Source organism: Pedobacter sp. NJ-S-72, assembly GCF_053890575.1.
The window spans coordinates 3,870,151-3,894,222 of the sequence record NZ_CM132681.1 but is presented as its reverse complement, the minus strand read 5'-3'; the positions used below and the strand labels follow the sequence as shown (position 1 = coordinate 3,894,222).

Below are 24,072 nucleotides of genomic sequence, written 5' to 3'. Positions count from 1 at the left end.
CGACCAATAGTGTTGGAACCAGTTATGGTAACCAGGAAAGCCTTACCACTTTTGATGTTCCAGCGCTGAAAACTGCTCCTGCAACAGCTATTCTGACGGCTTCTGCAATCAGCGGAGGAGAGGTTACAGCTGAGAACGGTGCTCCTGTAACGGCAAGAGGAGTCATTTGGGATACAAAAACAGATCCATTAGTCTCCTTAACTACAAAAACAGCAAATGGCGCGGGCGAGGGTATTTTTGTGAGTAATTTAACTCCTTTAACAATTGCTACTAAATACTATATCAGAGCTTATGCGACTAATAGTGTAGGTACCGGATATGGAAACCTGGAGATTTTTAATACTCCGCAGGTTCTTCCGGTTGTGAGTCTGGTCATCTTATCAGAAATGACACCAACTACTGCTAAAGGAACAGCTGAAATTACTTTTGACGGAGGTGCTGAAATTACCGCACGTGGATTAATCTGGAATATGACGGGTAATCCAACTTTAGAAAATGGAACAATTATTTCTAAAGGGACAGGGGCAGGGAGTTTCAATGATGTATTAAACGGTTTAGTAGAAGGTCCGACTTATTATATCACAGCATATGCGACCAGTAGTGTTGGAACAGCGTATAGCCCACAGGTTAACAGTTTTAAAATATGTCCTGAAACCTTTACCGTTGATCATTTTGCCGGTCTTAATGGTGCACCGGTATCTAAAACAGTTGTTTATCATACCATCAGTTCTACTGTTTCTGGTGCTGCAAGATGCTGGATCACTCAAAACCTGGGAGCAGACAGAGAAGCTACCTCAGCAACTGATATTGCCGAATCAGCGGGTGGATGGTACTGGCAGTTTAATAAAATACAAGGTTATAAATCAGAAGGAGTCCGTACACCAGCTACGGCATGGCTTCCGTCAATTTCTGAGAACAGTGACTGGACCGCCGAAAACGATCCATGCGTTTCAATTATTAGGAATGGGCTGGAGATTACCTACAGGTCAGGAATGGACAAATGCTTTTGGTGCTCCTCAAAACTGGAAATCTATCACACAAACTTTTGCTTCGCCTTTAAAAATACATGGTGCAGGATTACTGGATAGCCCTAATGGCGGTTTAGCGAAACGTGGAAGCCAGGCTAATTACTGGTCTGGTACTTCAAATGCTGTGACTACTTCGTGGGTCAACTATATTGATGGAGGCTCACCAGCCTATAGTGCATTGTCAAAATCATATGGTTTCTCTGTTCGTTGTCTTCGTGATGAGCTAACTACCTCAGCTCCGTCTGTAAGTAAGGTTACTATTGCTGCTGCAACGATGACTACAACTTCGGCATCTGGTTCAGCAATGGTTTCTCCGGATGGCGGATCACCGGTTACAGACAGAGGGCTGGTATGGAACACGACAGGTAACCCGACTATAGCCGATAATGTCATTCGTTCAGGAGCAGGTTTAGGGACGTTCAACGCGGTACTAACCGGATTAAAAGAAGGCCCTACTTATTATGTACGCGGGTACGCAACCAATAGTAAAGGTACCGGTTACAGCAAAGAATCAGAGAGCTTTAAAATATGTCCTCCTGAATTTACCGTTACACATATTGCAGGGGTGAATGGTGCACCGGTAACTAAAACAGTAACCTATCATTCCGTAAACACTAAACTTTCTGGCGCTGCAAGATGCTGGATCACACAGAATCTTGGTGCCGACAGGGAAGCACTTTCAGGAACTGATAACTCAGAACCTTCATCTGGATGGTACTGGCAGTTTAACCGTTTGCAAGGTTATAAAGTTGATCCCGTAGCTGGTCGTGTACCAGCAACAGCATGGCCTGCTATTAGTGAAACCGTTGACTGGAGTACAGATAATGATCCCTGTGTTCAGTTATTGTCAACTGGCTGGAGATTACCTACAGAAACAGAGTGGACTAATGTTTACAGTAATGGCTGGACAGGTTCAGGTGATACTTATGCTTCTGTACTTAAAATTCATACAGGTGGTTTAATAGATTTGTCTGGTAACCCCGGAAGTCGTGGTGCACAGGGTAATTTCTTTCCCAGCACATCCAGAAATGCAACTCAAGTGAATTTCACCTATTTCAGACCTGGATTGTTAGCCACACAGCTGATAGAGAAAAAGTATGGATTCACACTCCGCTGTCTTCGTGATGAGTTGATATTGGGTGTTCCTTCCTTAAGTAAGGTTACTATACCAGCCTCAGGAATGACCATGACTACGGCAGACGGACAGGCGATAACTGCGTCTGATGGAGGAACTCCGGTTACAGACAGAGGATTTGTCTGGAATACTACAGGTAATCCGACTCTTGCAGATCAGATAGTTCACGCGGGTTCCGGATTAGGAGCTATAACTGGTAAATTAACGGGTTTAACAGAAACGCCTACTTATTATGTCAGGGCTTTTGCAACTAACAGTGCGGGCACCGGATACAGTAAAGAAACAAAAATAAGCTTTAAAATTTGTCCTCCAACTTTTACAATTTCACATGTAGCGGGATTGAATGGTGCACCAGAAACCAAGACTGTGACTTATCATTCCGTAAACTCATCGCTTTCTGGTACAGCCAAATGCTGGATTACGCAAGATCTTGGTGCTGATAATGAAGCCGTTTCGGCAAATGATGCGACAAATGGAGCAGCCGGATGGTACTGGCAATTTAACAAAATACAGGCTTTTAAATCTATTGGAGGAGTGCGTACACCAGCCACAAACTGGATCTCATCCATTTCGGAGGATTCAAACTGGAGCCGGGCTAATGATCCTTGTATCTTACTTCTTGGTGGTGGCTGGCGGATACCTACCAGTACAGAATATGCTAATATAATAGCACCTGCTCAGGGTTTAAGTACGATAAACATGGGCTATGCAACAGAACTGAAGTTGCACGCTGCGGGCTTTCTGAACTACAGTAATGCAGTCAAAACAGCTTCAGGAACACAGATAAACTACTACTGGCAGCTAATCAGAGAGACACAGATAATGGTCTTTATCCTTATCTCAATGGGGTAACGGGAATGATTGGGTCCCTTAAGTCTTATGCTATGCCGGTTCGTTGTATCCGTGATCAGCCGGTTATTACCCCTCCTTCAGTTGACTATGTAGTCATACCTGCTGCAAAGATAAACTCCGCTACCGCAGTAGGTAATGCGAACATCGTTCTTGACAATGGTGCCCCGGTGACCGCCAGAGGTTTCGTTTGGAATACTACAGGGAGCCCTGATTTGAAAGATAATGTAATTCAGGATGGTACAGGGCTTGGTGCTGTGACGGGAACATTATCAAATCTGGTTGAAGGTCCTACCTATTACGTTCGTGCATTTGCAACAAATAGTGCTGGTACGGGCTATAGTGCAACGGATGCCAGCTTTAAAATATGTTTACCATTTACAGTAACCCACAAGGCTGGCCTGAAGGGCGCAGCTGTAGATAAAACTATTACTTATAGTACGGTAAATACCAATCTCTCAGGCGCGGCTAAATGCTGGATTACCCAGAATCTGGGTGCTGACAGGCAGGCCACGGCAGTAAATGATGCTACTGAGGCTTCAGCAGGCTGGTACTGGCAGTTTAACCGTTTACAAGGGTACAAAATGGATGGTGGTGCAGTCCGTACACCTAACGCTGTATGGCTGCCACCTTTTAGTGAAAATATGGATTGGTTACCAGAAAATGATCCATGTACTCAGCTTCTTGGAGGTAAATGGCGTTTGCCAACTTTGGCCGAGTGGAATGCTGCTTATGGAACCCCGCAAAACTGGGCGAGTACGACTGATGTGTTTAATTCTGAAGTAAAGATTCATCCGGCGGGATATTTTAATGGAGCTACGCTTACCTCAAGAGGAGCGTTAGATGTGTATTGGAGCGGTACACAGAATAAAAAAACATGGTATATGGTTATTATTTCAATGGAACAGCAACGGCAGCAAATGATAAAGCCTGGGCTATGCCTGTCCGTCCGCTGTCTGAAAGATTAAAAAAAGAATAGAATTAAATAATAAATATAGAAATGATCAAGAACCAATTTAAAAACGCAGTGCGGCCTTTATCCATTGCATTTTTATGTCTGCTTGGCATAGGTGCGAACGGACAGGATGTTAGTCTGAAAATACATTTATCAGGGGTGTCAAAAAGTAAGATTACTTTACAATCCATAGCAGGATCTTCCCTGAAAACTATAGCTGAAAATCCAGGGATAAAAAACGGGGAGACAGCAGTATTGCAAATTTCCAAAGCACAGTTACCTGCAGAATTGATACTGCGTTTTGACTATCAGGATAAAGAAACGAGTACTCCGTATCCTGCCGAAAAACATATTTTCGTCAATAACCAGAACCTTGAATTGTGGGCTCGCCCTAAAGCGCTGAATCATCCGGACAGTACTTATTTTCAAAAGGGAGAAATAGAGAATACTTTGTTTGCTTCTTTTTCAAAAGATAACCTGAAGAAGAGAGAACAATTTAGGATTACTGCAAAATTTCCTGATGAATTATGATCAGCCCGATTCTAAGTTTTTCGCTTTGGGAACAGAAGAATATGAGCAAAGAAGATTAACCTATAACGGTTGGGTAAAGACACAGATTGAACAACATAAAGCTGCTTTTGTCAGCAACGGTTTTGCCTTCCAGTATGTTTCTCCGATTTTATGGAAAGGAACAGAAACTGACCGGATGAACAGTGTCATTGCACATTATTTTGATAGCATGGAGTTCAAAAATCCGCTGATGCTGAAAACTACGGACATCAAAGACTGGATGGATAAATACGTGAACATTTACGGGGCTATGTCTACCACTGTTCAGCTTCGTGATTCTTTATTTACACTGGCAGGAAAGAGAGCTATTGAACAGGCACGCACAGGACATCCTTTAGTTTACGGCTGGATGGTTGACTATTTCTATACCGGGTTCGAAAGTTTCAATATGACAGCAGGGATTAAAATGCTGGAACCTTATCTGAATGACCACTTTGTTTAACAGCTAAAAGAAAAGCCATCGAACAAAGACTGAAAGGTATGGAAACATTGGTTATTGGATCTGTTGCCCCTGATTTTAGCTGGAAACTTAACTCAGGTAAAGCGGTACAATTTCATGCTTATAAAACTGAAGCCAAATATAAACTGGTCTTGTTCTGGTCGGCAGAATGCCAGCACTGTAAAGAGTTGTTAGATAAAATTTATCCCTGGTACCAGGAAGCAGCAAACAGAGAAATGATGGATGTATTTGCCATTAGTCTGGATGAGACAGAAACTGAAATCCCGGCATGGGAGAAATCAAAAGTCAACTTACCAGCTTTCAAACATAAAAGAGCAGAACAGGGAATCAGAAGCCCGGAAGCTAATGCTTATTTCGTCCTGTCTACACCAACACTAGTTTTGGTAGACGCAAAAAACAATAAAATTGTTGCCTTGCCTGAAACTTTAGAACAGTTGAAAGCTGCTTTAAAATAGAATAGGAAGGGTTAAAAATATAATAAGGTAAAAAATGAAAACACTAATTGCATCACTTACTATCGGTCTGTCTCTATTGACCAGTCAGGCATTAAAGGCACAGTTAAGCGTAGGCTCTGAAGGTCTTTTTATTCAAAACGAAACAGTATTCAGTACGGATGGATTGACATTGGTACCGTCCAAAGACTGGAGTTTAAATAACCTGATTGTTGTCATGCACCCTTCTGTTGTTATCTGGCCGAGGTTTAATAGTATTCAGCGGATGTACAGGTTTAGCAGACCGGTAACTTTTCAGGGTGAGCTTGCCCTGAGTTTTCAGGATATAGAATTGAATGGAAATGAAGCAAAAGACCTGGTGCTTGCCTATTCAAAAATCACCAGTAATAACTATAAAGACTTTAGTCTGGAAAAGGAAAGTGTATCGAATCCAACGGAGCGGTTTGTTGGGCAGTTGTTTACCAAACCTATAGTTTTTGCTGATTTAAATGCGGTGAGTATGGTTTCTACAAGTGTGCAATTATGTATAAGGATATAGAAGCTAATAATATGGTTACACCCAATGGGGATGGGGTAAATGATGTGTGGATTGTTAAAAATATACTCCAGTACCCCAACAATGAGCTGAAAATTTTCGATAGAGAAGGCAGGGTAGTTTTTCACAAGATTGGCTATGACAATACATGGGATGGCCAATTTAATGGTAATCCATTACCAGAGGATACTTATTACTATATCCTTTATTTCGATTCAGGGAAATCAAAAAAGACAGGGTTTATTACAATAGTGAAAGAACAATAATTATAAATAAGAGATGATAAAATCTATACATCAAAAAATGCTGTTTACGACTTTGATGACGATCTGTATTTTTACGGGTATTCAGCAGGTATCAGCACAAATAAGACCACTGGGGACTCAATATTATGAGAACCAGTATATCAGTAACCCGTCTTTTGCGGGGATGGACGAGGGCATGAATATCAATATGAGTTACCGTAATCAATGGAGGTCTATCCCCGGTTCTCCTGTGACTATGGCCGTAAGTGGTGATTATCGTGTAGTAGATAAAGTAGGGGTTGGTTTTAATGTATACAATGATAAGGCGGGATTAATTGGCCGTACGCGTGTGATGGGAACCTATGCTTATCACTTACCATTGAACATAGATAACAGGTCGCTGCATTTTGGAATCTCTTTGGGCATGATGAAAGAGCGTCTGGATGAACAGAGTATTATTGCAACTCCGGATGATCTGGCAGCGGCAAAATATAATCAGCGTAAAAGTTATGTAGACGGAGACTTTGGGATGGCTTATACCACAGACAGGCTTACTTTGCAGGCTGCTTTGCCTAATCTGAAAAAGTTCTTTAAAAAGGATGATATGAATACTGTTGACGGATCAACTTACCTTGCTGCGGTCTCTTATAAAATTGGGACTACGCTGGATGTTGTATCTATAGAACCAAAAATTAGTTTCAGAGGAGCAAAGGACATAGATAATATCTGGGATATCGGACGAATCTTAAATTGGAAAATAACCTGGTTTCTTTCCTTGGCATGTATCATAGTGATAAGAGTTCTACTTTTGGGGTAGGGATCAATTACGAGAACTTTTTTATACAAGGATTTTATACGAGTCAGCTGGCAGGAGAACGTCAGCGTACGGGGGGGGATTTTGAGATCAATCTTAAGATTAACCTGCTAAAAGATCAGAGGAAATAATTTAAGCGGACCTGGTGGGGATAATGATGGTAAAAGTTGTTCCCACACCAGTTTCACTTTTTATGGTAATATCTCCTCCCATTTCAATAGTTTGCTTTTTTGACGAGGTACAAGCCGATCCCATGGCTGTCCTGTTCCATATGGAAGGTTTTGAACAAACCAAAGATCTCACTTCTATATTTATTCAGGTCAATTCCCTTTCCATTATCTGTAATTGTTAATTGTACCGTATTTTCTTTTATATAGGTTTTAAGAGCTATGTGATTTTTGCGTGCCGGATCACGGTATTTGATCGCATTGGAGATCAGGTTTTGCAGAATACTTTGCATATAAACTTTGGCAAACGGGACTTCATCGGTCTCACTGAAATCAGCCTCTATCACTGTCCCTGATTTTTCTATCTGCATTCGGTGATTCGTCTTGACTTCTTCCAAAAGTTCAGAAAAGACAACTGTTTCCTTTAGCAGGAACCCATTTTTTTTCTCTTTTAATAAGATAATCAGGTCATCGAGTTTATGAAATAATCCAGAAGATACATTCTTTAGCATTTTGAAAGCGGGGTCATTTACCTTGGCATCTTCCTGATCTTCCAGAATCTTTGTCAGTGCAAGAATATTATTTAAAGGCCCCCTGAGATCGTGTGAAATGATATGCGTGAAATGCTCCAGTTCTGAGTTTCTTGCGGAAAAGTTTTCACTTAAACTGCGCAGCTCCTGCTGATGGATAATCAGTTTTGAGTTTTGCTGTTCCAGCACATCGAATAGGTCAGTAATCCTTTTTTTTTTTGTTTCTTTTATTTGATGCTCATGATTCCAATTACCACGATCACTATGGTACTAAAGAATAAGAGACTGATCTTTGTCCTGGTCAATGTTCTGGATACTTTCTGATCTTCAGTGGTTATATTTTCATAGTAATCTTTTAACATCGCATTGCATACTTCCCTGATTTTATTCATTTGATTCTCTCCGATATCAGAGTTGATCTCATCCAGGACCTCATCGTCTTTGTGCTGGTTTTTTAACAGGATTGTTCTTTCCAGTTCTGTACGTTTTGCTGTAATGGCTTTATTTAATAAATTGATATCATCTATATTATCTGTATTAAAATTTCTCCTGATATGATTAGTTAGCCTTTGCTGATTTACGTAAACTACTTCCATCGCTCTGGTGTAAGGCAGCATATATTTTTTTCTGCCAGTTAGAATATAGCCCCGCTCCCCGATTTCAGCATCTTTCATATTCCCCAGGATTCTGCGGGTCAGCTGCATCGCTTTTTCGTTCTGCTCCCTTTTTTTTCTCAGGCTGTCCTTGTTTTGACGGATGAGATGAAAAAAGAATATACCATTAATTAGAATTGCACTAAAAATAATCAGAATCAATAGCTGTACTGTTCTTTTGCTGTATATGTGCTGGAGTTGATGCCGGGTGTCAAGCTTCATATGATTTGAAAATTATTTGTGATCAGCAATCAGCTGTTTTACTTGCCGGATAGTTGCTGGACTACTCCTTCGAGTTTCTCCTTTAATAATTGAGAAGAAAATGGTTTGGTGAGATAGTCATCAAGATAGGTATAACTAAATGATTGCTGAATATCTACATCACTTGAGGCTGTCAGTGCAATGATTTTGATTTTAGAAATGTTAACATCGGGCAATTCCCGGATCTGTCTGGAAGCTTCAAAGCCATCCATTACAGGCATATGTATATCCATCAATACCACATCAAATACTCCTGTTTTTACCATGTCGAGAGCTTCTTTCCCATCTTTTGAAAGAGAATAATTGCAGTTCCATTGATCAAGTATTTTTTTGAGGAGCATAATATTGATAATATTATCTTCTGCAATCAGGATGTTCAGGTTACTGATCGTTGAAATAGCAGGGCTGGTCAGTGGCTCAGGTTCTTGTGAAACGATAGGTGCAGCCAGTTCATAATTGATTTCAAAAGAGAAAACAGAACCGGTGTTTTCTTCACTGACCAGAATGAGCTTACTCTGATGTAAGTCTATCAGTCGTTTAACGATAGCAAGTCCTAAACCTGTCCCCCCATAACGTTTGGTAATATTATTATTGGCCTGTAAAAATGGCTCAAAGATGATCTCTTGTTTGTTCTTAGGAATGCCGATGCCAGAATCTTTAATAGCAAAAAGTAAGAGGATATGATCTTCTGTACGTGCTTTTGTCCCGACAGAAATTTCTACGCGCCCGCCGTTATCCGTAAATTTCACTGCATTAGAGATCAAGTTGTTTAAAATCTGAGTAAGACGTGTTTGATCACCAAGGATCAGCAATGGTGAGTTTTCGAAATCCAGATTCAACCTGATATCGATATTTTTCAGTTCGGCTTTTTGCCTGAAAGAAGCTAGTATGTTATTTAACAGTGTACTCAGATTAAACGGGGATTTATTCAATACGACCTGTTCTGCATTCATCTTACTAAAATCCAGTGTATCATTGATGAGAGCGAGCAGATTTTCTGCTGAAAAGCGCAGAACAGCGAGATTTTCCTCCTGATCTTTCCTTGGATTTTCTATACTCAGCACATTAATCAGTCCTATTACTGCGTGCAAAGGTGTCCGTAATTCGTGAGACATTGAAGAGAGGAAATCCGATCTCAGGCGTGTAGCTTCCTGAGCTTCCCTAAGCGCAGACTGCAGTTGAATATTTAGTTCTCTTTCTTTAGAGTGGCTTTTGAAAAATGATTTAAAAAACTCATGGTGCATCGTAATCAAAATACCAAAGTTGACAATCAGTGCCAGCATAAACGAACTATTGTTAAGCTGTAATGGAGTTACAGTGATCTTCCCGTTTTGGCTATGGGTGAATAGCAGGTGTGCTATGATTGGTAATACACTGATTAGTGAATAAAAACAATTCCCCAGTTTTTTCCCAGAATGTAAAAACTGGCAGAAATAATAATTAAAGAAAGCTGTAAAGTGACCAGGTTAATGCCAAAGGAATATAGAATTATGTTAGTCCAGATAATACTGCAAAGGGCTAATAGAAAAAGGTGACCAGCCAGCCGCCAGTTGCTTTTTTCGAGCAGAAAGTAAAGCCCGGCTGACATTGCACCTATGGAAGCCAATAATCTGAGACCTGTTTTAAAATCAGATTTAATCAGAGAGTTGATTGAAATAATAAATAACAGCGCAAGCATCAGGATTAATCCGAAAGTTAAAATCCTGATTCTGGATTGCATTAATGGAATTTGCTTATCTCTTAATAAGGCCGCATATTTTTCTCTGAGTCTGATAATAATATTCATATGCCCGAACGATAAGAAGCTTTTTTAACTAGTTTCTGATCAATATTACAAAAAAAAGAGTTCGTTTTTAGGTACAAGGGTATTATATGTTTGGCTTTGCGGTCAAATGTTAAACCATCTGATCGCTTTAGTTGTATTAGTCACACTGATAGTGTGCCAATCTATCAAGGTTTATGGTTTATGCCAGTTTTGAGGCTAATCAGAAGTTTATTGCAGAAAATCTTTGCGAGAATAAGTCCCGCCCATGGATGTATTGCAATGGACATTGCTATCTGATGAATAAGTTAAAGCAGACCGAAGAGAAAGAGAAGGAACAAGAACGTGCAGAACAGAAAAATCGATACCATGAAGTTTCGCCTAACGAAAAGCTGACTATAGATTTTAAAGTTCCTGTTTCCAGGATTACTTATCCTGAATATTTCCCCCAACCCGAACCGTATAGATTCTATTTAAAACAGTAAATGCTGGTGTCTGAACAGGACATCGGGCAGGGCTACGCCTTGTCATAAATTTCTTTTTTCTGTTTAAAATAAAATAAATCTGAATGAGCGTATACTTTATGGTATATACTTCCATCGCTTTTTAATGAGTTATTATCCCATTTTAATGGGGTAATAACTTTTGTGTTATTTCAGACTAAAAATACAGGTGATAATCACAGCTGCAATAGTCGTTGTGATATAAAATTCAGCTGGTAATTTTATTTTTTTAATAAGCAGGTAGAAAAAATATACTATAGTTGAAAATTGCAAAATTATCAATGGTACAGTAAATAATTCAACCAGTGCTCCAGGAAATGGAGATGCTATTTTTTGAAGTTGTCCGGAAAATAGAATCATAAAATAAGCTCCGGATATTAATCCTGAAATCAGAATGTTTTTTTTTTTTGATATCATATATCCTGTTGTAATTTCAATTGAATATATAAAATTTTTATGATTTAACTATTTAAAGTAATTATTGGTTATATAATTTAAGCTATAATCTAATGTCAATATTGACCGTATAATTCCTTAATACAAACATATTCTACGGCTAATATGGTGGTCTTTTTAAATTTGCCTGAAAAAAAGATCACCATATATGATGAAAAATCTACTTTGCACATTACTCATGCTATCGCTTTTTTCTTTTTGTAAAAACGAATTAGCAGCGCAAACAACACAAGCATCTGTCTCCGGGATTATAACCGATGACCTTAAAAAAACTATTCCGGGTGCATCTGTACAAGTTCGGAATGAGTCAACTGGTTTTACCACAAGAACAACTACAAACGCAAAAGGAGAATACACTTTTAAGGAACTTCCTTTAGGTACGCCTTATACTGTAACCGTTACTTATATTGGTTTTGGTGAGCAAAAAAGAGCAGGTTATTCCCTGAATCAGGGTGATGCCCTAAGGATTGATATTTCCATGCAGGATGCAGTAAATAATCTATCTGTTGTGGAAATTGTTGGTTCAGGAATGAAGAATAAAACTGAAACTCTGGGGGCAGCAACTACGATTTCGGCAAGGGATATTACAAGGCTTCCGGTAGTCGGACGTATTTTGCAGCATTAACCGATCTTTCTCCATTGAGTAAAGGCAATAATATTTCAGGCCAGTTAGGTTCTTCTACAGGTTTTACCATTGATGGGATGACTGCTAAAAACCCTACTTCAGCAGGTTCAACAACCAGCAGAAGTAACGCGCCTTATTCTATCTCTATAGAAGCTGTACGTGAATTTAAGGTGGTGACTAACCAATATGATGTAACTCAGGGAAGAAGCGGTGGCGGTGCAATCAGCGCGGTAACCAAATCAGGAACAAATACATTAAGTGGTAGTGCTTTTACTTATGGACGTGCAGACTGGCTGACCAGTCCATACGATATCAATGGGAATAAACGTAAATCGGATTTCTCTACTTATCAGTACGGCTTCTCATTAAGCGGCCCGATTATCAAAGATAAACTGCACTTCTTTATGGTTTGGGATCATCAGAAAGAAGCCCGTCCATTACAGATCGCAAATATTTTATCTCCTGCAGATGAGACCAGGCTAAAGATTAATCAGCCTACATTAGATAAGTACGTAGATATCGCACGCAGAGTATATGGTGTTGCTAACACGCCTCAATATGGATCATTTGATAAAAAAAGAGGATCTGATGCAGCATTTGCACGTATAGACTGGCAGATCAATGAGAAAAACTTATTGACCGTTCGTGATAACTATACAAATGATAGAAATCCGCTGGGATTGGAAGATAACACCGCTATTAATTTATATGAATCCTACGGAAATGATAAGAATGTTGACAATAGTTTCCTGGCATCCTTACGTACTTCTATCAGTCCGCGTTTAACTAACGAATTAAAAGCACAGCATTTATATACTTATCAGTTAAGCAGTCCTGGAAATCAATTACCAGGTGCAAATATTCCACGTGGAGTTGTTGAAGGTGTTGCTTCTAGTATTGGTGGCAATTCACTAACAACTGATATTCAAATGGGTGGTCATCGTTTTGCACAGGAAGGATTTACGAATAATGTATTTCAATTGGTAGATAACCTGTATTATAATACGGATAAGGTTAAATACACTTTCGGGGTTGATTTCATGTATACGAATGCACATTCTACTTATGGAAGTGAATTAAACGGACGTTTCTATTTCAGAGATGATGCCGCGACCAAAACTACGGCACTGGATAATTTTGAAGCGAGAAGACCTTATCGTTATACCAGAGAGGTGCCTCTTCTGGCAGACCCTAGTGTGAAACAAGGAATTTATAATACTGCGATTTATGGCCAGATGCAGACCAAACTTGCATTGGGTTTAGATGTAGTTGCAGGTTTACGTCTGGATTACAGCAGCTATCCTAAAGGGAAATTTAATCAGTTAGTATTTGATGAGCTTGGTTTAAGAACTGATAATTCACTTTCTACCCTTCAGATTCAACCACGTATCCAGTTTAACTGGGATATCAATGACAGACATCAGGATTTTGTTCGTTTTGGTGCTGGTATTTTTGCATCAGACATTAACAACTATGCAACGATCAACAACATGGTATTTGATGGAAACCATTTGGCATCAATTGATGTGAGAGGGACAAGTGTACCTACGCCAGATTTTCCTGGTTATCGCGCAAATCCGGGAAGCGCACCTGGACAGGATTTATTTGGTCTGCCGGGTGTGAACAAATTAACAACAATTAATGCAAATGCAAGTGATGCACAGGTTCCGGTTGTTTATAAAGCCAATGTATCTTACAACCGTTTTATTACAGACCGTTTAAAAGTAGGTATCACAGGTTACATGACTTTAGGAAGGCATAACTATATGTACGTAGATCGTAACATGGTTGCTGATCCTTTCTTCCGTTTATCAAATGAAGATAACCGCGGTGTTTATGTACCTGCTAACAGTATTCAGAATAGTTCACCAGATTGGCAGCAAGGCCGTATCAGTGATAAATTGGGCCGTGTGCTGGAGTTGAACAGTAAAGGTAAAGTAAACCAGTTTGCCGTTGTGATTGATGGTAGCTATCAGTATTTTAAGGGATGGCGCAATTTCATTCAGTTATACCTGGAATGATGCCAGAGATAATACTTCTTACAATGGTAACGTAGCTAACAGTGCAACTTTATCATTGCCAGTAAGAGATGACCCTCGTGATTTAAGCAAAATGACAGCATCCGATAACCAGTTCCGCAACAAAATTGTAATTTATGGAACACTGCCAACTTTTTACGGAATAGGTATTGGTGTTCGTTATTCTGGAATTGGTGGTACACGTTACACCTTGTTGTCTGGTGGTAATACCAATGGTGACTTTGTTGGAACGAATGACCTGGCTTATATTTTTGACAGAAACAATCCTGCGGTACCTCAGAACGTTCGGGCTGGTCTGCAAGCCGTTTTAGATAACCCGAATGCAAGCCAGAGTGTGAAAGATTATATTCTGAAATATTCTGGACAGATGGCAGAGAGAAATGGTGGAATTAATAGTTTTTATGGGATCTTTGATTTAAGAATCACTAAGAAATTTAAAATTTATATAAACGCATAGTTTAGAATTATCAGGTGATATTTTTAACGTAGGTAACTTATTGAATAAGAAATGGGGTGTGAATGAATCATTAGGTACTCAGGCACTGTACTCTTTAGGACTTCCTAAAACAGCGACGACACCTGCTGTTGATGGATTTGATAAAACAACTAATACCTTTGTTTACAGAGTAAATGGTGCAGGGGTAGTTAAACCTTCTGGTAATCCTTATCAGGTTCAGATAGGACTTCGTTATAGTTTTTAATCAATAATATATGAAATATCTATTCGTAATGATATGCTGTTTTTCTATTACAGCAGTAAAGGCTCAGCAAAAGTTGGACGTGCAGGCACATCGTGGTGGAAGAGGGATTATGCCGGAGAATTCTATCGCTGCAATGCTGCATGCCGTAGATCTTGGCGTAAGAACACTGGAACTTGATTGCGTAATTTCTCAGGATAAGCAGGTTGTTGTTTCTCATGATTTATACATGTCTGCTGATTTTATGCTAAGCCTGATGGGGCTGTAATTAGTAAAGAGGAAGAAAAGTCACTTTTATTATATCAAATGTCTTATGAACTGATCAAAAGTTATGATGGTGGTACAAAGGTGAATGCCTCATTTCCTAAGCAACTGAAAATGAAGACTGTAAAACCGTTATTGTCAGTATTGATTGATAGTGTTGAGTCTTATGTTAAAATCCATAAGTTGAAGCCTGTATTTTATAATATAGAAATCAAAAGTTCAGCAGATGGTGATGGTACTGCTCATCCGGAACCAGAGGTGTTTTCTAAATTGGTTATGGATGTTCTTAAGAGCAAAGGAATCACAAAGAGAGTTATCATACAATCATTTGATACACGGCCTTTAGTCGTGTTACATCAAACAGATCCTAAACAAAAGCTTTCTTACCTGGTAGCAAATAAGGACAATTTTACAGTTAATCTGAGCAAGCTTGGTTTTACTCCGGATACTGTTAGCCCGTATTACCTGATGGTGGATGCTGCGTTGTAAAAGATGCACACCAGCTAAAAGTGAAGGTATTGCCATGGACTGTTAATGATGAGCCATCTTTGAAAAAAATGGCTGAACTGAATGTTGACGGAATTATTTCAGACTACCCGGATCTGGCAGTTGCTTTGTTCGGAAAGTATCAAAAATAAATTACCCTCTTAAAAAGCTTTTAAAAAGGCCATGTTATTTTCTTGCTTTATCTCTTCTGTTGAGAAATAAAGCAAGAAAATAACATGGCCTTTCTGTTGAGATCCGGTAGACTTCTGTACGAATTCAACTCCGGTAAAATGCTGTTCCATAGTGAGTCCACCTATTTACGGCAGAAGGCGGACTCGAGGTGGACCCGACGTGGACTTGACGTGGACTCACACAGACGTTCGTCCTAACACAACGTGCCTTCTTATGCTGGTTTTCCTGCTAAATAGACGGGATTTTTTAATAAAACCTTTTAATAACTCACATTATTAATAATTATTGCCCAAGAGTGATTGCTAAATGCTATTTTAGATTTTAGAAGCGTAGACGCATATTACTTTTTCTGGGAATTTTAGGGGGTTAAGGAGTTTAATGAAGATTAATGAGACAACAGACGGTATAATTACGGGGGAGGATTTGCTTAATCTCATAGAAGATGATGACAAAAGTGCGTTTACCGTTTTTTATTCTAACAATTTTCAAAAGCTAATACTCGTATCTGACCGGTATGTTAAGAACATGCATGTTGCTGAAGAGATCGTGCAGGATATGTTTTTGAAGATCTGGGAAGACAGGGGACTATTGCTATATGTGAACTCAGTTAAAGCTTATTTGTACAGAAGTGTGGTCAATGCTTCTTTAAATTATATCAACAGACAAAAGAATATTGAGAAGCATCATCTTAAAATAGCTGAGCACCTGACCGATGATGATATAGAAATTATTAATGACCAAAATGAGTTAATTGTTCTTCTTTATAATGAGATCGAGCAATTACCCGAAAAATGTCAGAAGAAAGTTAATTAAGCCGGCTGGAAGGGTTGAAGTACAGAGATATAGCTACCGAATTGTCTATTTCTGAGAAAACAGTTGAAAATCACATGAGTAATGCCTTAAGGTTACTGAGATTGCGTGTAATTCATAATATACAAGCTGAAGATCCAAAAAGTAAGGCTAAATATTTTTCTTTGCTGTCGTTGTTTCTGTATTAAAGCCTGTTTTTTTCTAATTGTTTTAAATAAATATCATTTTTTTGTAAAATAGACTAGGGGTTTTTGGGTGGTTATTTGTCATCCATACAAAACCTAGACATTTGAAAGAAGATTTAACCTTTCAGAATATTATTCTGAACCATTTTAATACGCCTGATGATGAATTTCTGGCGCAGCAAGTTGCAGATCTCAGACGATTGTCAGCAGAAAATGAAGCGATTTTTCAGGAAACCAAAACTATTTGGGAATCTTCTGTTTTAACAAAAAGACTTTATGAAATTGATCCTGTCAGCTCTTCAAAAAAATTCGGTGAAAGGTTAAATGGAGAAAACCTGCAAAAAACTCGGTCTTTCGGCTGGCTTAAAGTAGCTGCTGCTATTGCAGTTACGGCAACCGCTGCGATTTTCTTCTATCCCAAACCAGTTGAAGTTCCCTTTTTGGTTAAAGAAACTAAACAGCAGATTGATTCTGTTTTTCTAAGTGATGGTACAAAAGTCGTTCTGGCTGAAAACACCCGGATCAGGTATCCTAAAGTACTGGCCGATACTGCCCGTGAGGTAATCCTTGTTAAAGGTCAGGCCTTCTTCAAAGTGCATCATGAAGTTAAACGGGCTTTTAATGTCCTTATTGGACAATCGAAAGTTACCGTATTAGGAACATCCTTCAATATAAATTATAAAAATGCTTCTATTAAACTGGCAGTTAAAACCGGGAAAGTAATGTTCACGCCGAATTCGGTCAGCTCTTTTGCTATTCTGGTTGCCGGACAGGCAATTAATTACAATGAAGCTCAGCATAAAATGGAGTGAAAGTGGTTCAAATGCTACTTCCTGGATCACTAAAGAACTTGTTTTTGTGGATATGCCATTAGAAGAAGTTTGTAAACAGGTGAGTGCCTATTATAATGTAAACCTGGTTGTACATGATAAAATGCGTATTGCTAAAAAGTTCAATGCCAATTTTAAGGACAGTAACCTTAGTGAAATATTAACCGTATTAAAACAAACTTATAAAATTAAAATAGACTCTACTGATCATCAGATCACCATTAAGAACCTTTAATAAAATCAACTTTAAACCCAATAACCTAGAACCAATTATGGAGAAACACTACTCAGAAAAATTGCGAAGACTAAAGTATGGCCTCATGGCTATATTCATGTGTTTTGTTTTTTTTTGCACGTCGTTTGCTCAGGCAGAAGAATTACAACGTGAAGCACTTAAAATCGAAAGATTGGATAGTTATCTTAAAAAGATTGAACAAGCCTATCAGGTAAGTTTTGTCTATGATGCTGCTCAGATTAATAAAAAGCACAAATATTGAAGTTCCGGCAAAGCTGGTTTCAATTAAGGCTGACCTGGAGCCCCTGAGGGAAAAGGGGATCAATTATAACATTGTTGGGAAACAGGTGATTCTAGTAAAAGTCCCACTCCAGGTCTTAAACCAAATGATTACTATAACCGGTCGTGTGACATCAAAAAAAGATGGCGGATACCTTCCTGGAGTAAGTATTAGAGAGAAAGGTGCTAAAAATGCAGTTTCCAGTAATACCCAGGGAGATTATCAGATTAAGGTTCAGGATAATGCTGTACTGACTTTCAGTTTTATAGGTTATAAAACTGTAGTTGCGGCAGTAAATGGCAGAACCAAAATTGATATTGCTATGGAAGAAGACGCTGGCCAGTTAAATGAAGTAAGTATTATTTCTAATGGGTATCAGGATATCAATAAAAAATTATTCACTGGATCATCTACGGTATTAAAAGCTTCGGATGTAAAGCGTGATGGTATCACCGATGTGAGCAGAATGTTAGAAGGCCGTGTTGCTGGGGTATCTGTTCAAAACGTATCGGGTACATTCGGTGCTGCACCTAAAATCCGTGTCCGTGGTGCAACTTCAATTACTGGAGATAACAAACCACTTTGGGTTGTTGACGGGATTATTCTGGAAGATGTAGTGAACATTTCTAATGAGCAGCTTTCTACTGGTGATCCTTCTACTTTAGTTGGTTCATCTGTTGCAGGTTTAAACCCTGATGATATTGAAAGTTTCAATATTTTGAAAGATGCTGCTGCAACTGCTCAATATGGAGCAAGAGCCATGAACGGTGTAGTTATTATTACGACTAAAAAAGGTAAAAATACAGATGGTAAACCTGTTGTTTCCTATACGGGTAACTTTTCAAGTTATATGAAACCTTCTTACAGCAGTTTCGATATCATGAACTCTGCGGATCAGATGAATGTTTACCTGGAGATGCAGAATAAAGGATTATTAAATCATTCAGAAGCTTCACGTGCTGAAAATGGCGGTGTATTCACTTCAATGTTTAATAAGATGTATGACTATAATCCTTTAACAGACGCTTATGCACTAAGAAATGATGCGCCAAGTCAGAAGCAGTTTTTACAGCGTTATGCAAATGCAAATACGGATTGGTTTGATGTCTTGTTTAAACAATCATTTATGCAGGAACATTCAGTAAGTGTTTCGTCGGGTACAGCACGTTCAAAAATATATGCCTCTACCAGTTTTTTAAAGGATAACGGCTGGTCAATAGGAGATAATGTGAAGCGTTTTACGGGTAACATACGTGGTAATTTTGAGATTAACGATAGATTAAGTGTTGAGTTAATTACTCAGGGATCTGTCCGTGATCAAAAAGCACCGGGAACTTTAGGTAGAAAAGGAAATCCTGTTTATGGGACTTATGACCGTGATTTTGATATCAATCCTTTCAGTTATGCCTTAAATACAAGTCGTACGCTGACTCCTTATGATGAAAATGGTAATCGTGAATTTTTTTTACACAGAATTTTGCCCCTTTTAATATTTTAAATGAGCTAGAGAATAACACTTTAGAATTGAATGTGATAGACTTGAAGGTTCAGGCCGGTGTAAAATACAAAATTACAGATAATCTGAAATATTCTTTTGATGGTGCATATCGTTTTGCAAGAACTAGTCAGGAACATAAAATAACTGAACATTCTAATATGGCTGAGGCATACCGTGCAGGTATTAGTCCTCTTGATGCTACCATTAAAAAGAGAAATAGATTTTTGTATTCTAATCCTGATGACCCTAATGCTCTTCCGGTTTCTGTATTGCCTTTTGGTGGATTTTATAATACCAATGATGATAATATTACCAACTATTATGTACGTAACAGTTTAGAATACAATAAGGTGTTTAATACTGATCATACTGTAAATATTTTTGGTACACAGGAGATGAGGTTTATCGATCGTCAGAACAAGACTTTTGATGGATATGGTTATCAATATGATAAAGGTGGAATTCCATTTATTGACCCGACTATTGTTAAGTCAAATGTTGAAGGTGGATTTAACTACTATAGCATGGGCTACCGTTATGAGAGATATTTAAATTATTCAATGAGAGCTGCTTACTCTTATAAAGGGAAATATGCTTTCAATGCGACAGGAAGATATGACGGATCAAATCTTTTAGGAGAATCAACTACAGCAAGATGGTTACCAACATGGAACGTTTCGGGTTCATGGAATATCGACACTGAAGATTTTATGCAGGGCGCTGGTTTAAAGAAAGTAATTAACCGTGCTACTTTACGTGCAACCTATGGTTTGGTTGCAAGTATGGGAGATGCCACAAATTCAAGTTTAGTAGTTAAAAGTATGGCTACAAAACGCCCTTATCTGACAGAGAAAGAAACTAAGCTATACATCGCTGGTTTAGAGAATTCACAACTGACTTTTGAGAAATTGAATGAGTTTAACTTAGGTCTTGATGTAGGTTTGTTTGATGATCGTATTTCATTAACTTAACTGTTGACGCTTACAAAAGAAAAAGTTTTGATTTGATTGGTGATTTCAGAACAGGTGGTATCGGTGGTGAATCTGTAAAAAAGGCGAACTATGCGGATATGAAATCTCAGGGTATTGAGGTTGCAATTGGTGGAACTGTGGTGAAAGCAGGAGCATTTAACTGGAAAACACAGATTATCTTTGCTCATAATACCAACAAAATTACTAACCTGAAAAGTCAACCATTAATTTTTGGATTAACTGGTGCCGATGGTGGTGCATTAGAGGGCTATGCTCAAAGAGGATTGTTCTCACTTGATTTTAAAGGCCTGGATCCAAATAATGGTTCACCAAGTTTTATAAATGAGTATGGAGTAGTTGGTAATGATATTAACCTGCAAAGTAACCAGGTTCAGTATTTAAAATATGAAGGCCCTGTAGACCCTACATACACAGGAGGTTTCTCTAATAATTTTAAATATAAAGAATTCACACTGTCAACTTTAATTACATTTTCTGCAGGTAATAAAAGTAAGATTAAACCCCGCTTTCAAAACTTCTTACAGTGATCTTGACGCAATGCCGCGTGGCTTCTTAAGCAGATGGGAAATGCCTGGTGATGAGTTAAAAACTAACTGGCCAGCTATTCTTGATAAACAGCAGGCAGTTGCTTTTTCGAGAATATATGCCTATAGCAACTATAACTATTCTACTGAAAGAGTTGCAGACGGTGGTTTTGTAAGAATGAAACAAATTATATTAAGCTATGCGGTACCAGCAGCATTTTCGAAGAAATTAGGCTTTACGAATTCTTCTCTAAGTTTGGTTGGTAACAACTTATTCCTGATTTATTCAGATAAGAAGTTGAATGGTCAGGATCCTGAATTCTTTGGTTCAGGAGGAGTAGCCTTACCTATCCCACGTCAGTTTACATTATCATTAAAAGTAGGTTTTTAAAGAGAAGAATATGAAAAAAATATATATACCCTTTCTGGCACTGGCTCTGGTCTCTACCGGAGGCTGTAAAAAATTTCTGGAGCATTCACCAGATCAGAGAACGCAAATAAATTCTGTGGATAAAGTTGCACAATTATTAACCAGCGCTTATCCGGAAGCTAACTACATTGCTTTTACTGAAGCTGCATCTGACAATATGGAAGATAAAGGACCTCAGGTTGTTAATCTGGAGAGATATATTACCTTACCTTATTTCTGGCAGGATAATCCTGATAACACTCAGGATACGCCTACAGATTACTGGAATGGAAGTTACACAGCTATTGCAGCTGCTAACGAAGCATTGTCTGCTATTGAAAAGGCTACAGATAAAACTGCTTATCAGCCTTATAAAGGAGAAGCGCTGCTTGCCCGTGCTTATGCGCATTTTATGCTGGTTACTTTATATTCAAAGGCATATGCTGCTGGTGGTGATAACACTTCGCCGGGTATTCCTTATGTAACCACTCCAGAAAAAGTTGTGAACGGTCAGTATACCCGTGGAACTGTAGCTTCAGTATATGATCAGATTGAAAAAGATCTGGTTGAAGGTTTGCCATTAATTAAGAACAGTGCCTATGGAATTCCAAAGTACCATTTCAATATAGCCGCTGCACATGCTTTTGCTGCAAGGTTCTATTTATTCAAGCAGGATTATCCAAAAGTAATTGAACATGCGAGTGCTATCTCGTCTGGTAATGCATTTGCTGGAATTATCAGACCATGGAGTACACGTTACAAGAACTATTCAGGTGCTGAAATGTATACCAATTTCACGATGGCAACAGAGCCTTCTACTTTGTTATTGATAGAAACCGCTTCTTCATGGGCAAGAACCAGAACAAACCGTTATGGGTTTGGACAGACACTTAACAATGCTTTGTTCGGCATTCCTAATGTAACTGGTAAATCATGGGTACATTCTGTATACAATTATAGTGTACCAAATTATAGCCTTTTGAAATGGAATGAATATTTTGTTAAAACAAGTCAGAATGCGACTATTGGAGATCCGTATACGATTGTTCCGGTGTTAACTGCTGATGAGGCTCTGATTAACAGGGCGGAGGCTTATGCTGCAACAGGACAAAATACGCTTGCTATACAGGATCTGAATACTTTTGCAAGTACAAGACTTGCTAATTTTAATGTTATTTCTGATGGCCTTACTTTAACTAAGATTGCTAACTATTACGGTACTACAGATGCTAAACAAGGATTAATCAACACTATTCTTGATTTTAAGAAAGCAGAATTCATCATGGAAGGTTTGCGCTGGTTTGATGTTTTAAGATATAAGCTTCCTGTTAAACATAATGTAGTATCTGCTAATGGAAGTTTTACAACAATAGAACTGAAAGCTGATGATCCGCGCAGATTGTTCCAGTTGCCATCACAGGTAGAATTGTCCGGTATAGCTCTTAACCCTAGATAATTAATTATGAAAAATATATTTAATACTGGTGTTTTTACACTATTCATTTTAATGACAATGGCTTCCTGCAAAAAGGAAGATAAACTCAATGCCAATCTAATATTATAGATAAAAACATTATAGATAAGACGGATGTGGATATATGGCTGGATAACAATTATTTGAAACCATATAATATCGAAACTAAGTTCAGGTTTGACAGGTTTGAACTGGAAAACGGAAAGAATATTACCCCGCCAAATGAATCACAGGTTATTCCGATGATGGAAACCGTAAGAGATGTATGGATTAAGCCTTTTGAGAAAATCGGAGGTGCAGATTTTATTAAAAGAATCTCTCCTAAGCAATTTGTTCTGGCTGGTAGTGCCGCATATAATCAGGATGGTAGTATTACATTGGGAACAGCAGAAGGCGGACGTAAAATCGTATTGTATGTTGTGAACACTTTTGATAAAACCAATCTGGTCTCTGTAAAACAGGCGATCCAGGTTATACAACATGAGTACACGCATATTTTAAATCAGACTGTTGATTATCAGACTGATTTCCAAACGATTTCTAAAGGTGGGTACATGGGTAACTGGCTTTTGGGGACATTGGCTGAAGCAAGGGCTTTAGGATTTATTACTCAGTATGCAAGAGCGGCTCCAGAAGAGGATTATGCAGAGATGTCATCTAATATGCTGATGATGGGGCGTGTAGGTTATAATGCGGCCGTAAGTACTGCTCCTGCTGATGCACAGGTAAAGTTGAAAAAGAAAGAGCAATATGTAGTTGATTACTTTAAATCATCATTTAATATTGATTTCTATGCTTTACAAACAGAAGTACAAAATGCATTGTATAAAATCAGCGCACCTGTATTGTCTAAGATGATAGGACCAGGGGTTGGTTATACTACGATGTATTCAAACCCAAACAAAGATGCTAATCAGTCAGCAGAATTTTCTGGATTATGGAATGCTGCTTCGGCAAATATGACTGGCTCGGGATTTAGTTTGCAGGATATAACACTGACCTTTAAGGCAGCTGGAACAATGACTTTGAATTACAGTTTTACAAGAGGAACTACGGTCTTTTTTGCAGATGCAGATTACCGATTAAGATTGATGCTGCTGGTGTTGCTACCCTCGCTTTAGTTGCTACGCAGCCAACGACGACGACTTATGGTAAT

General features: G+C 38.6%; 32 protein-coding genes. 27 read left to right on the top strand and 5 right to left on the bottom strand.

Annotation, left to right across the window (positions count from 1 at the left end):
* Positions 1–963 precede the first annotated feature (963 nt).
* Genes ACWYN3_RS25820 through ACWYN3_RS25785 form a run of 8 tightly spaced genes read left to right on the top strand, consistent with a single transcriptional unit; the run spans position 964 to position 7,046 of the window.
* The gene (locus ACWYN3_RS25820; RefSeq protein ID WP_456216948.1) at positions 964–3,015 is read left to right on the top strand and encodes a hypothetical protein; all 2,052 of its coding nucleotides are present in this window, start codon (positions 964–966) and stop codon (positions 3,013–3,015) included.
* A 5-nt stretch (positions 3,016–3,020) separates the two neighbouring features.
* Entirely contained in the window at positions 3,021–3,980 is a 960-nt protein-coding gene (locus tag ACWYN3_RS25815) for a hypothetical protein (RefSeq protein ID WP_456216947.1), read from the top strand.
* Positions 3,981–4,012: 32 nt separating this feature from the next.
* A complete protein-coding gene (locus ACWYN3_RS25810; RefSeq protein WP_456216946.1) occupies positions 4,013–4,498 on the top strand; it encodes a hypothetical protein in 486 nt (161 codons plus the stop codon).
* Positions 4,488–4,979, top strand: a complete 492-nt coding sequence (locus ACWYN3_RS25805) for a hypothetical protein (protein ID WP_456216945.1) — start codon at positions 4,488–4,490, stop codon at positions 4,977–4,979. Before ACWYN3_RS25810 ends, ACWYN3_RS25805 begins: the two co-directional genes overlap by 11 nt.
* Before the next feature lie 38 nt (positions 4,980–5,017).
* Complete coding sequence (locus ACWYN3_RS25800) at positions 5,018–5,452, top strand: TlpA family protein disulfide reductase (protein ID WP_456216944.1); 435 nt, start codon at positions 5,018–5,020, stop codon at positions 5,450–5,452.
* Positions 5,453–5,486: 34 nt separating this feature from the next.
* On the top strand, positions 5,487–5,987 hold the full coding sequence (locus ACWYN3_RS25795) for a hypothetical protein (protein WP_456216943.1): 501 nt from the start codon (positions 5,487–5,489) through the stop codon (positions 5,985–5,987).
* On the top strand, positions 5,972–6,250 hold the full coding sequence (locus tag ACWYN3_RS25790) for a gliding motility-associated C-terminal domain-containing protein (RefSeq protein WP_456216942.1): 279 nt from the start codon (positions 5,972–5,974) through the stop codon (positions 6,248–6,250). The genes ACWYN3_RS25795 and ACWYN3_RS25790 overlap by 16 nt, the downstream gene beginning before the upstream one ends.
* A 13-nt stretch (positions 6,251–6,263) precedes the next feature.
* On the top strand, positions 6,264–7,046 hold the full coding sequence (locus tag ACWYN3_RS25785) for a PorP/SprF family type IX secretion system membrane protein (protein WP_456216941.1): 783 nt from the start codon (positions 6,264–6,266) through the stop codon (positions 7,044–7,046).
* A gap of 211 nt (positions 7,047–7,257) precedes the next feature.
* On the opposite strand, the gene ACWYN3_RS25780 is transcribed toward ACWYN3_RS25785, so the two are convergent.
* The 4 genes from ACWYN3_RS25780 to ACWYN3_RS25765 form a co-directional block, all read right to left on the bottom strand.
* Positions 7,258–7,929, bottom strand: a complete 672-nt coding sequence (locus tag ACWYN3_RS25780) for a sensor histidine kinase (protein WP_456216940.1) — start codon at positions 7,927–7,929, stop codon at positions 7,258–7,260.
* Positions 7,930–7,967: 38 nt separating this feature from the next.
* A complete protein-coding gene (locus ACWYN3_RS25775) occupies positions 7,968–8,615 on the bottom strand; it encodes a CHASE3 domain-containing protein (protein ID WP_456216939.1) in 648 nt (215 codons plus the stop codon).
* A 38-nt stretch (positions 8,616–8,653) separates the two neighbouring features.
* Positions 8,654–9,937 (bottom strand): ATP-binding protein, encoded by a 1,284-nt coding sequence (locus tag ACWYN3_RS25770; RefSeq protein WP_456216938.1) that lies wholly within the window; start codon positions 9,935–9,937, stop codon positions 8,654–8,656.
* Positions 9,938–10,032: 95 nt separating this feature from the next.
* On the bottom strand, positions 10,033–10,440 hold the full coding sequence (locus tag ACWYN3_RS25765; RefSeq protein WP_456216937.1) for a hypothetical protein: 408 nt from the start codon (positions 10,438–10,440) through the stop codon (positions 10,033–10,035).
* Between the two features lie 173 nt (positions 10,441–10,613).
* On the opposite strand from ACWYN3_RS25765, the gene ACWYN3_RS25760 reads away from it, so the two are divergent.
* The gene (locus ACWYN3_RS25760) at positions 10,614–10,901 is read left to right on the top strand and encodes a hypothetical protein (protein ID WP_456216936.1); all 288 of its coding nucleotides are present in this window, start codon (positions 10,614–10,616) and stop codon (positions 10,899–10,901) included.
* Between the two features lie 165 nt (positions 10,902–11,066).
* Here the strand turns inward: ACWYN3_RS25760 and ACWYN3_RS25755 are convergent, their stop codons facing one another.
* Complete coding sequence (locus ACWYN3_RS25755) at positions 11,067–11,336, bottom strand: hypothetical protein (RefSeq protein ID WP_456216935.1); 270 nt, start codon at positions 11,334–11,336, stop codon at positions 11,067–11,069.
* A gap of 187 nt (positions 11,337–11,523) precedes the next feature.
* Here ACWYN3_RS25755 and ACWYN3_RS25750 point away from each other — a divergent pair, with 187 nt between their 5' ends.
* The 18 genes from ACWYN3_RS25750 (at position 11,524) to ACWYN3_RS25665 (ending at position 24,037) form a co-directional block, all read left to right on the top strand.
* Positions 11,524–12,000: a carboxypeptidase-like regulatory domain-containing protein gene (locus ACWYN3_RS25750; protein ID WP_456216934.1), complete on the top strand. Its 477-nt coding sequence runs from the start codon at positions 11,524–11,526 to the stop codon at positions 11,998–12,000.
* 14 nt (positions 12,001–12,014) lie between these two features.
* Positions 12,015–14,021 (top strand): outer membrane beta-barrel protein, encoded by a 2,007-nt coding sequence (locus tag ACWYN3_RS25745; protein WP_456216933.1) that lies wholly within the window; start codon positions 12,015–12,017, stop codon positions 14,019–14,021.
* A complete protein-coding gene (locus ACWYN3_RS25740; protein WP_456216932.1) occupies positions 13,963–14,496 on the top strand; it encodes a hypothetical protein in 534 nt (177 codons plus the stop codon). The genes ACWYN3_RS25745 and ACWYN3_RS25740 overlap by 59 nt, the downstream gene beginning before the upstream one ends.
* A gap of 40 nt (positions 14,497–14,536) precedes the next feature.
* On the top strand, positions 14,537–14,740 hold the full coding sequence (locus ACWYN3_RS25735) for a hypothetical protein (protein ID WP_456216931.1): 204 nt from the start codon (positions 14,537–14,539) through the stop codon (positions 14,738–14,740).
* 10 nt (positions 14,741–14,750) lie between these two features.
* A complete protein-coding gene (locus ACWYN3_RS25730; protein ID WP_456216930.1) occupies positions 14,751–15,005 on the top strand; it encodes a glycerophosphodiester phosphodiesterase family protein in 255 nt (84 codons plus the stop codon).
* A gap of 38 nt (positions 15,006–15,043) precedes the next feature.
* On the top strand, positions 15,044–15,490 hold the full coding sequence (locus ACWYN3_RS25725; protein WP_456216929.1) for a hypothetical protein: 447 nt from the start codon (positions 15,044–15,046) through the stop codon (positions 15,488–15,490).
* 20 nt (positions 15,491–15,510) lie between these two features.
* Complete coding sequence (locus ACWYN3_RS25720) at positions 15,511–15,639, top strand: glycerophosphodiester phosphodiesterase family protein (RefSeq protein ID WP_456216928.1); 129 nt, start codon at positions 15,511–15,513, stop codon at positions 15,637–15,639.
* A 418-nt stretch (positions 15,640–16,057) separates the two neighbouring features.
* On the top strand, positions 16,058–16,492 hold the full coding sequence (locus ACWYN3_RS25715; protein WP_456216927.1) for a sigma factor: 435 nt from the start codon (positions 16,058–16,060) through the stop codon (positions 16,490–16,492).
* Positions 16,493–16,506: 14 nt separating this feature from the next.
* Complete coding sequence (locus ACWYN3_RS25710; RefSeq protein WP_456216926.1) at positions 16,507–16,677, top strand: LuxR C-terminal-related transcriptional regulator; 171 nt, start codon at positions 16,507–16,509, stop codon at positions 16,675–16,677.
* 101 nt (positions 16,678–16,778) lie between these two features.
* Entirely contained in the window at positions 16,779–17,486 is a 708-nt protein-coding gene (locus ACWYN3_RS25705; protein ID WP_456216925.1) for a FecR family protein, read from the top strand.
* A complete protein-coding gene (locus ACWYN3_RS25700) occupies positions 17,461–17,739 on the top strand; it encodes a FecR domain-containing protein (RefSeq protein ID WP_456216924.1) in 279 nt (92 codons plus the stop codon). The genes ACWYN3_RS25705 and ACWYN3_RS25700 overlap by 26 nt, the downstream gene beginning before the upstream one ends.
* Before the next feature lie 37 nt (positions 17,740–17,776).
* The gene (locus ACWYN3_RS25695; RefSeq protein ID WP_456216923.1) at positions 17,777–18,001 is read left to right on the top strand and encodes a hypothetical protein; all 225 of its coding nucleotides are present in this window, start codon (positions 17,777–17,779) and stop codon (positions 17,999–18,001) included.
* Positions 17,964–19,517 carry a TonB-dependent receptor plug domain-containing protein gene (locus ACWYN3_RS25690; protein WP_456216922.1) on the top strand — a complete coding sequence of 518 codons (1,554 nt, stop codon included), beginning with the start codon at positions 17,964–17,966 and terminating at the stop codon, positions 19,515–19,517. Before ACWYN3_RS25695 ends, ACWYN3_RS25690 begins: the two co-directional genes overlap by 38 nt.
* Before the next feature lie 32 nt (positions 19,518–19,549).
* Entirely contained in the window at positions 19,550–20,488 is a 939-nt protein-coding gene (locus ACWYN3_RS25685; protein WP_456216921.1) for a hypothetical protein, read from the top strand.
* Between the two features lie 32 nt (positions 20,489–20,520).
* The gene (locus tag ACWYN3_RS25680) at positions 20,521–21,036 is read left to right on the top strand and encodes a hypothetical protein (RefSeq protein WP_456216920.1); all 516 of its coding nucleotides are present in this window, start codon (positions 20,521–20,523) and stop codon (positions 21,034–21,036) included.
* A gap of 10 nt (positions 21,037–21,046) precedes the next feature.
* Positions 21,047–21,424, top strand: coding sequence for a hypothetical protein (locus ACWYN3_RS25675; protein ID WP_456216919.1), 378 nt, complete (start codon positions 21,047–21,049; stop codon positions 21,422–21,424).
* Between the two features lie 10 nt (positions 21,425–21,434).
* Positions 21,435–22,898 carry a RagB/SusD family nutrient uptake outer membrane protein gene (locus ACWYN3_RS25670; protein WP_456216918.1) on the top strand — a complete coding sequence of 488 codons (1,464 nt, stop codon included), beginning with the start codon at positions 21,435–21,437 and terminating at the stop codon, positions 22,896–22,898.
* Positions 22,899–22,999: 101 nt separating this feature from the next.
* Entirely contained in the window at positions 23,000–24,037 is a 1,038-nt protein-coding gene (locus ACWYN3_RS25665) for a zinc-binding metallopeptidase (RefSeq protein WP_456223153.1), read from the top strand.
* Positions 24,038–24,072: the final 35 nt, after the last annotated feature.